At 72.9% G+C, this 7,429-nt stretch carries 10 protein-coding genes; 7 read left to right on the top strand and 3 right to left on the bottom strand.

Translation table 11 applies throughout. The annotated features are described in order from the left end of the window. A partial coding sequence (locus tag F2B26_RS13285) for a sigma-70 family RNA polymerase sigma factor (RefSeq protein WP_268891108.1) occupies positions 1–338 on the bottom strand: 338 nt, incomplete at its 3' end. Positions 339–721: 383 nt separating this feature from the next. On the opposite strand from F2B26_RS13285, the gene flgN reads away from it, so the two are divergent. From flgN to F2B26_RS13260, 5 genes are all read left to right on the top strand, one after another. Then, the gene (gene flgN, locus F2B26_RS13280; RefSeq protein ID WP_159810143.1) at positions 722–1,204 is read left to right on the top strand and encodes a flagellar export chaperone FlgN; all 483 of its coding nucleotides are present in this window, start codon (positions 722–724) and stop codon (positions 1,202–1,204) included. After that, on the top strand, positions 1,204–2,622 hold the full coding sequence (gene flgK, locus F2B26_RS13275; protein WP_159810141.1) for a flagellar hook-associated protein FlgK: 1,419 nt from the start codon (positions 1,204–1,206) through the stop codon (positions 2,620–2,622). The genes flgN and flgK overlap by 1 nt, the downstream gene beginning before the upstream one ends. A 3-nt stretch (positions 2,623–2,625) precedes the next feature. Further along, positions 2,626–3,510 carry a flagellar hook-associated protein FlgL gene (flgL, locus tag F2B26_RS13270; RefSeq protein WP_159810139.1) on the top strand — a complete coding sequence of 295 codons (885 nt, stop codon included), beginning with the start codon at positions 2,626–2,628 and terminating at the stop codon, positions 3,508–3,510. Next, complete coding sequence (locus F2B26_RS13265; protein ID WP_159810137.1) at positions 3,507–3,953, top strand: flagellar assembly protein FliW; 447 nt, start codon at positions 3,507–3,509, stop codon at positions 3,951–3,953. The genes flgL and F2B26_RS13265 overlap by 4 nt, the downstream gene beginning before the upstream one ends. Before the next feature lie 83 nt (positions 3,954–4,036). Next, entirely contained in the window at positions 4,037–5,263 is a 1,227-nt protein-coding gene (locus F2B26_RS13260; RefSeq protein ID WP_159810135.1) for an EAL and HDOD domain-containing protein, read from the top strand. Between the two features lie 55 nt (positions 5,264–5,318). Here the strand turns inward: F2B26_RS13260 and F2B26_RS13255 are convergent, their stop codons facing one another. After that, positions 5,319–6,059, bottom strand: coding sequence for an SDR family NAD(P)-dependent oxidoreductase (locus tag F2B26_RS13255; protein ID WP_159810133.1), 741 nt, complete (start codon positions 6,057–6,059; stop codon positions 5,319–5,321). 108 nt (positions 6,060–6,167) lie between these two features. Between F2B26_RS13255 and F2B26_RS13250 the strand changes: the two genes are divergently transcribed. Further along, a complete protein-coding gene (locus F2B26_RS13250) occupies positions 6,168–6,749 on the top strand; it encodes a hypothetical protein (RefSeq protein WP_159810131.1) in 582 nt (193 codons plus the stop codon). A 99-nt stretch (positions 6,750–6,848) separates the two neighbouring features. Continuing rightward, positions 6,849–7,115, top strand: a complete 267-nt coding sequence (locus tag F2B26_RS13245) for a DUF2530 domain-containing protein (protein WP_159810129.1) — start codon at positions 6,849–6,851, stop codon at positions 7,113–7,115. A gap of 15 nt (positions 7,116–7,130) precedes the next feature. Here F2B26_RS13245 and F2B26_RS13240 read toward each other — a convergent pair. Then, positions 7,131–7,429 (bottom strand): hypothetical protein (locus tag F2B26_RS13240; RefSeq protein ID WP_159810127.1); only part of this gene is annotated, 299 nt, incomplete at its 5' end.

The raw sequence follows: 7,429 nt of genomic DNA, 5'->3' as shown, positions 1-7,429 counted from the left end.
TCGCGGGTCGGCGTGCGGCCGAGCTCGGCGCGCAGCGCGTCGGTGGCGTTGCCCAGCTCGCGGGCCCGGCGACGAGCGCCGCGGGTGGCCCAGTCCATCGAGCGCAGCTCGTCGAGCAGGGCGCCGGAGATCCGCAGCGCGGCGTACCGGGAGAACGGCACCCCGGTCGACGGGTCGTAGGCGCGGGCGGCCATGACGAGCGCGAGGTTGCCCGCGGAGACCAGCTCGTCGCGCGAGACGGTCGGCGGCACGCGGTGCAGCATCTCGCTCACGTGATAGCCGACGAGCGGCATGTGCGCGAGGACGAGCTCGTCAACGGTGCGGGATTCGCTGGTCACGGGGGCTTTCTCGTCGCCCCGGGGCCACGGCTTGAGCCCATGTGGGGGACGAAGTTGCTGGTCAGACGATCCGGTCCTGGCCGGAGGAACCGGACGTTCCGGTCGTGCAGAACCGGGCGGAAACCCCCGGAAACGCCCACCGTCGCGACGTCGGCACACCGTGATGTGATCGAGATCACATCCGACTTACCTTCGCAGTTTTCACCCCCCTGACCTGCGGCGATGGCGCAACCGGGTGGTATACGACGCGCCGATCACCCGTTCGGCGAGGTGCGGCGGACACTCCGCACGACGACGGGTCAACAGTGCGCCCCCGCAGCCGATGGGCAGGTCGAGGCCGGCCCGCGGACGCCGGGGCCGGAGCGAGAAGAAGGAGACGACCGATGCCCCTGAGCCGCCTGTCCGAGGTGCTCTGGCGCGAGCGCCACCTGCTCGAGCTGCTGCTGTTCAAGCTGGAGGAGGAACAGCTCATCCTGACCGCGGGCCGCACCCGCTGGCTCTCGCACGCCACCCGCGAGGTGGACAACGTCCTCGACGAGATCCGTGCCGCCGACCTGGGCCGCGCGCTCGAGTCCGACGACGCCGCCGTGGCGGTCGGCCTGGAGCCCGGCGCCAGCCTCAACCAGATCGCCGCGGCCGCCCCCGAACCCTGGGACGAGCTGCTGCGCGCGCACCGCGACGCCTTCGTCACGCTCACCACCGAGATCTCCTCGCTCAGCCAGGGCAACCGCGAGCTGCTCGCCATGTCCAACCGGGCCACCCAGGAGGCGCTCGCCACGCTGCAGCTCGACGTGCTCACCTACGACGGCTCCGGCCAGAGCGCCGCACAGGTCGCCGTCGCGCAGATGGTCGACCGGGCCTTCTGATGACCAGCAGCTTCGCCGGGATCAGCACGGCACTGTCCTCGCTCATCGCGCAGCGGCAGGGCCTGGACGTCGCCGGCCAGAACCTGGCCAACGCCAACACCGTCGGCTACACCCGGCAGCGCGCCGTGCTCAGCGCGGTCGGCGGGGCCCAGGTGCCCGCGATGTTCGCCACCAGCTCGGCCGTCGGCAACGGCGTCCAGGTGACCGGGGTGGACCGGCTGGCCGACGCCTTCGTCGACGCACGGCTGCGCACCGCCACGTCCGACGCGTCCTACCTGGCCGCCCGCACCACCTCGTACAGCGCCCTGGAGACCTCGCTCGGCGAACCCGCCAAGACCGCGCTGTCCGGCCAGCTCGCCGACTTCTGGGCGTCCTGGCAGGACTCGGCCAACTACCCCGACTCGACGGCCAACCGTCAGGTGGTGCTCACCAAGGCCCAGGCCGTCGTCGACAAGATCACCACCCTTGCCAACGGGGTGGCCGGTCAGTGGTCGGACACCTACTCCTCGGCCTCGGCCCTCATCGACCAGGTCAACTCCACCGCGAGCTCGATCGCCGACCTCAACCACCGGATCCTCGCGCTCACCAGCTCCGGCTCGACCGCCAACGAGCTGCAGGACCAGCGCGACCAGCTCGTCACCACCCTGTCCGGTCTCGTCGGCGCCAGCACGAACACGCGCGCGGACGGCCAGATCGACGTCATGGTCGGCGGCAACGCACTCGTCTCGGGCGCGGAGGCCTCCCCGCTCGAGCTCGGCGGGGCGCGGACCTACTCCCAGGTCGCGGCCGGCACACCGGTGACGCTGAGCTGGGCCAACCACCCCGGCGTCTCGGTCCAGCTCACCGGCGGCACGGTCGCCGGTCAGCTCACGGCGCTCGCCCCGCCGGATGCCACCGGCACCGGCGGCATCCTCGCCGAGGCCGGCGTCCGCCTCGACGCGGTCGCCCAGGCCCTGGCCACCAGCGTCAACACGTTGCACGCGACCGGGCAGACCAGGGCCGGCACCCCCGGCGGAGCCGTGTTCACGTTCGGCACCGGCACCCCGGCGCAGGGGCTGACGTTGGCGATCACGGACCCCGCTGCGCTCGCCCTGGCCGATCCGACGCTCGGTGCGCTCGACGGCTCGATCGGCAAGAAGATCGCGGGCCTGGCCAGCTCGAGCACCGGCGCCGACCACGTGTGGAGCGATGCGGTCGTGGACATCGGCTCCAAGACGGCGGCCGCGACCTCACGGAGCAAGGTGGCCGAGGCGACCCGGTCGACCATCGCCTCCGAGCAGACCGCCGGGGCCTCGGTCGACTCCGACGAGGAGACGATCAACATGCTCGCCTACCAGCGGGCCTACCAGGCGGCGGCCCGCGTGATGACCACCATCGACTCGGTGCTCGACACCCTGATCAACCGGATGGCGGTGTAGCCCATGGTCTCCCGGATCACGAACCTGACGATCCAGCGCTCCTCGCTGGCGAACCTGCAGGTCAACCTGCAGAACGTGAGCGACCTGCAGGCTCAGCTCTCCAGCGGGAAGAAGGTCACCAAGGCCTCCGACGACCCCGCGGCCGCCGCCCAGCTGCTGTCCCTGCGCGGTGAGCAGACCCGCAACGCGCAGTACACCCGCAACTCCGCGGACGCGACCTCGTGGCTGAGCACCGTCGACACGGCGCTGCAGACCTCCTCGACGACGTTGCGCCGCGCCCGCGACCTGGTGATCCAGGGCGGCAACACCGGGCTGTCCCAGATCTCCAAGGACGCCCTGGCCACCGAGATCGACGGCATCAAGAACTCGATGATGGGCGTGGCCAACACGACCTACCTGGGCCGCACGGTGTTCGCCGGCACCTCCGACGCCGGGGCCGCGTTCGACTCGACCACCTACGCCTGGAACGGTGTGGCGGCCGCGTCGGTCACCCGTCAGGTGGCTGACGCGACGGCGGTCCGGGTGGACTCGAACGGCTCGGCGGTGTTCGGTGTAGGCAGCACCTCCGTGTTCGCGACGTTGGACAAGATCAGCGCCACGCTGCGGGCCGGAGGCAACCCGACCGCCCAGCTCGCCGAGCTCGACGGTCACATCACCGATGTGAAGACCGAGCTCGCCTCGGTCGGCGCGCGGGAGAACCAGGTCGAGGCCGCGAGCACCGAGCTCATCGACAAGGAGGCGAGCGTGAAGACCCAGATGTCGGGGATCGAGGACATCGACCTGGCCTCGGTCATCCTGTCGCTGCAGTCCGCCAACGTCACCTACCAGGCCGCTCTCGGCGCGACCTCGAAGGCGCTGAGCCCGACCCTCATGGAGTACCTGCGATGAGCCCCGTCCGCGTCGGCCCCACCGTCCCTGTCGCGACCGAGGCCGGCCACCGTGAGGTGCCGGCGCTGCTGCGGATGGTCACCCCGCTGCCGGGTCTGCCCGGCCGGACCGAGTACGCCCTCGAGGCGCTCGACGAGGTGGGCGTGCTGTTCGCCATCCGCAGCGCCCCCGAGGCCGGGCCGCAGGTGCGGCTGTTCCTCGTGGCGCCGCACATCTTCTTCCCGAGCTACGACCCGCGGATCGACACCTCGGCGCTCGACGAGCCCTTCGGCCCGAGCGACCCCGACAGCCGTGTGCTGTTCGTCGTCGTGCGCCCGGCCGAGGAGGAGGGCCACCCGCCCACGGCCAACCTGCTGGCCCCGCTCGTGGTGGACACTGTGACCGGCCGAGCGGTGCAGCTCGTGCTCGACGAGGACCTGCCGCTGCAGGCCCCGGTCGGCTGAACCGGTCGACGAGAGCCCCGACCGTGCTGCCCACCCGACGCCAGCCCGCCCCCGTCCCACCCACCGTTGTCCCAGGAGGACCCGTGACCGACCTGCATGACGCGTCGTCGCGGCGGTGGAGCGCACCGGCGATCCTGCGCCAACCCGTGGTGCACCCCGACCGTTCGGTGTTCGCCTACGCGTTGCGGGCCCAGCCGGTCCCGCCGGTCGAGGGCGAGGCCCCCGGCCCGGATGCGGCGACCACCGCACGCGCGATCGACGCCGAGTACGGCCTGCTCGACCTGCCGGCCCTGGCCGGTGAGCACCCGCTGCTGGTGCGCGCCACACCACGGCTGCTGTCCGGTGAGCTGGTGCTGACCGGCAGCCCGGTCCGGCTCGTGCTGGAGATCCCCGGCGACCTCGTGGACTCCCCCGACCTGCCCGACCAGCTCGACCGGCTGCGGGCCGCGGGTGTGCACGCCGCCCTCGGCGACTACACCGGCTCCCCCGCCCAGGACGCGCTGCTCACCCGGGCCCACATCGTCAAGGTCGATGCACGCTCCGACCCGGCGGCGCTGGCCGACCTCGTCGTGCGGGCGCATGACGCCGGTGCCACGGTGATCGCCGAGCACTCCGACACCCATGCGCTCATCGCCGTGGCCCGCACCGCGCAGGTCGACCTGCTGCAGGGCCCGATGTTCGAGCGGGACGGGGACGTGCTGGCCCGCGAGTTCAGCGCCGGTGAGCTGCAGTGCCTCGAGCTCATGAGCCTGCTGTCGGACGACCCGGTGGACCAGGCGGCCGTCATCGGGCTGGTCGCGGCCGACCCGATGCTCACCGTCCGGGTGCTGCACCTGGTCAACTCCTCGGCGTTCGGGCTGCCGCGTGAGATCGACTCCGTGCGCCAGGCCGTCGTGCTCGTCGGCCCGCACCACCTGTCCGCGCTGGCGATCTCGTCCCTCGTCGGAGCCCAGCCGAGCACGGTGGGCGAGCTGTGGGCGATCCTCACCCGCGCCCTGGCGTGCTGGGACCTGGCCGGTGCCGACACCGGCTACACCGTGGGGCTGCTGTCGGCCGTCGCCGAGCAGCGGCACCTGGCCGTCGAGTCCCTCGTGTCCCGCACCGGGGTGTCCCAGGAGATCGCCGACGCGCTGTACTTCCACGCCGGTGAGCTCGGCGCGTCGCTGGCCGCCGTCGTGGCCCACGAGGCGAACGACCTCATGGGGGTGCTGGCTGCCGGCAAGGACCCGCGTGACGTGTCCGCCGCCTACCTGGCCGCCGTCCCCGAGGCGCTGGCCATCGCGAGCTCGCTGTCGGTCGAGCCGGCCTGACGGTCTGCTCGGTCGTGTGCCGACCGGGGCTCCCGGCCGGCACACGACCGGCGCGTCAGCCGGCGGAGCGCCCGCCGTCGATGACCCAGATCTGGCCGTTGACGTGCGAGGCCAGCGTGTCGTCGAGCAGGAACGCCGCGACGTTCGCGATCTCCTGCGGGTTGCCGAGCCGCCCCTGCGGCACCTGGCTCGCGAGGAAGTCGAGGAGCTCGGCCGGTGCGCCCTCGAGGATGGGCGTGCGGATCACCCCGGGGGCGACCGCGTTGACCCGGATGTTGTCCTTCGCGTACTCCAGGGCCGCGGTCCGCGTGAGCATGACGTCGGCGCCCTTGGACGTGATGTAGCCGACCGACTGGGGCGTCGCGCGGAACCCGCCGATGGAGGCCGTGGAGACGACGGCGCCACCGCCGCTGGCCAGCATGAGGCGCAGGCCCGCCTGCAGCACGAGGAACTGACCGCGCACGTTCACGGCGATGACCTTGTCGAACACGTCGACGGGGTACTCGTGGGTGAGGGCGGCGCCGCCGCTGATCCCGGCGTTGTTGGCGAGCAGGTCGAGGCCGCCGTAGGTCGCCAGGATCCACGCCTCGAGCGCTGCGACGTCGTCCGCGTCGGACACGTCGAGCCGACGCGCCACCGCCCGCTCGCCCAGGCTCGCGGCGTAGGCGTCCTGGGCGCCCGAGATGTCGGCCACGATCACCGTCGCGCCGTCGTCGTAGAGCGTGGCCGCGATGGCCGCGCCGATCCCGGAGGCCGCGCCCGTGACGAGCGCCACCTTGCCGTCAAAACGTCCCATGATGTCGTCCTCTCCGTTGAGGGTGGCCCCCCACGATCGGGCGACCGTCGTGAGGCTACATGTTCTGACAGGCGTCAGAAAGTACCGGGCGCTAGGGTACGTGAACCGATGGACAGCACGACGAGCACCCCGGACCCGAGGACTGCGCGCACCGTCGCGGCCCTCCGCCGCGGGCTGCGCCTGGCGCTCGAGTCCGACCCGCCCGTCCCGGTGACCGCGAGCGAGGTCGCGCGGCTCGCGGGTGTCGGGCGCACGAGCTTCTACACCCACTTCACCGGCGTCGACGAGCTGCTCGCGACCATGCTCGGCGAGCTCCTCGGGGGCTGGTTGCAGGTCGAGCGAGAGCTGGTGACCTCGACGAGCATCGACACCACCTCGATGCGCCGGGCATTCGTCGAGCTGGCCGCCGACCGCGACCTGTTCCGCGCCGGGTTCGACACCGACCGCTCGGGAGCCCTGCACCGGGCGCTCACCGAGAAGGTCTCCCGCCTCATCGAGCACATGATCGACGAGCTGCAGGACCGCGGCCTCGTCGGCCCGGTCGACGTCGAGATCGTCGTGCCGTTCTCCGCAGGAGGCCTGGTCACCGCGCTCGAGGCATGGTCCCGGGCCGCGCCGGAGCAGGCCGACCCGCACCGCTGGGCCGATGCGCTCGAGCAGACGCTCCCTCGCTGGTGGCCCCGCGGCTGATCCGTCGCGCGCGCCGCGGTCCGGTCCCCCACCTGCCTGCGGGGACCACGGTGCCGCCGCGCCCTCGGGGCACGACCGTCGCCGGGCTAGGGTGACGGCATGAGCGAGCGCGGAGCACCACGGCTGCGGCCGGCACCGGCGCCGCTCGACGTGGACCTGCACCGCATCATGGCGGTCGGCACGCTGGTGTGGGGGGTGGCGCTCGTGGTCACCGGCGTGCTCGCCCTGCTCGGGCACGGCGCGACGCAGGCCGTCGCCGCCTGCGTCGCCGGGATCGGGATCGGGCTGTACGGGATGCGCTGGGCGCGTCGGCACCAGGCCACGGCACCCGCAGAGCCCGGCGCAGACCTGCCCGGCTCCGACTGAGCCCGCGCCGCCCGCTCAGCCCAGCGCCAGGTCGAGCCCCGCCTCACCGGCGCGCGACGGGTCGACGAGCACCGCCTCGAGCGCCCACCGGTCCGCCCACCGTCCGGTGACCTGCGCGAGCGCGCACGCGAGCCCGGCCAGGTGGGTGGCGTGCGGCACGTCGTCGGCGTCGACCCACCACTCGACCGGGGCGCCGTCCACCCGCAACGTGTCGTGCTCGACCCACTCCCCCGGCGCGTCCGCACCGCCGCCGGCCCCGAGCACCTCGGCCACCCCGGCCGGCAGCGCCTGCCGCACCCCGGCCCCCTCGACCC

It is taken from the genome of Cellulomonas citrea, from assembly GCF_009829685.1.
Taxonomy (GTDB): Bacteria; Actinomycetota; Actinomycetes; order Actinomycetales; family Cellulomonadaceae; genus Cellulomonas; species Cellulomonas citrea.
The sequence above is the reverse complement of the archived record's forward strand: the minus strand, read 5'-3'. Positions and strand labels throughout refer to the sequence as shown.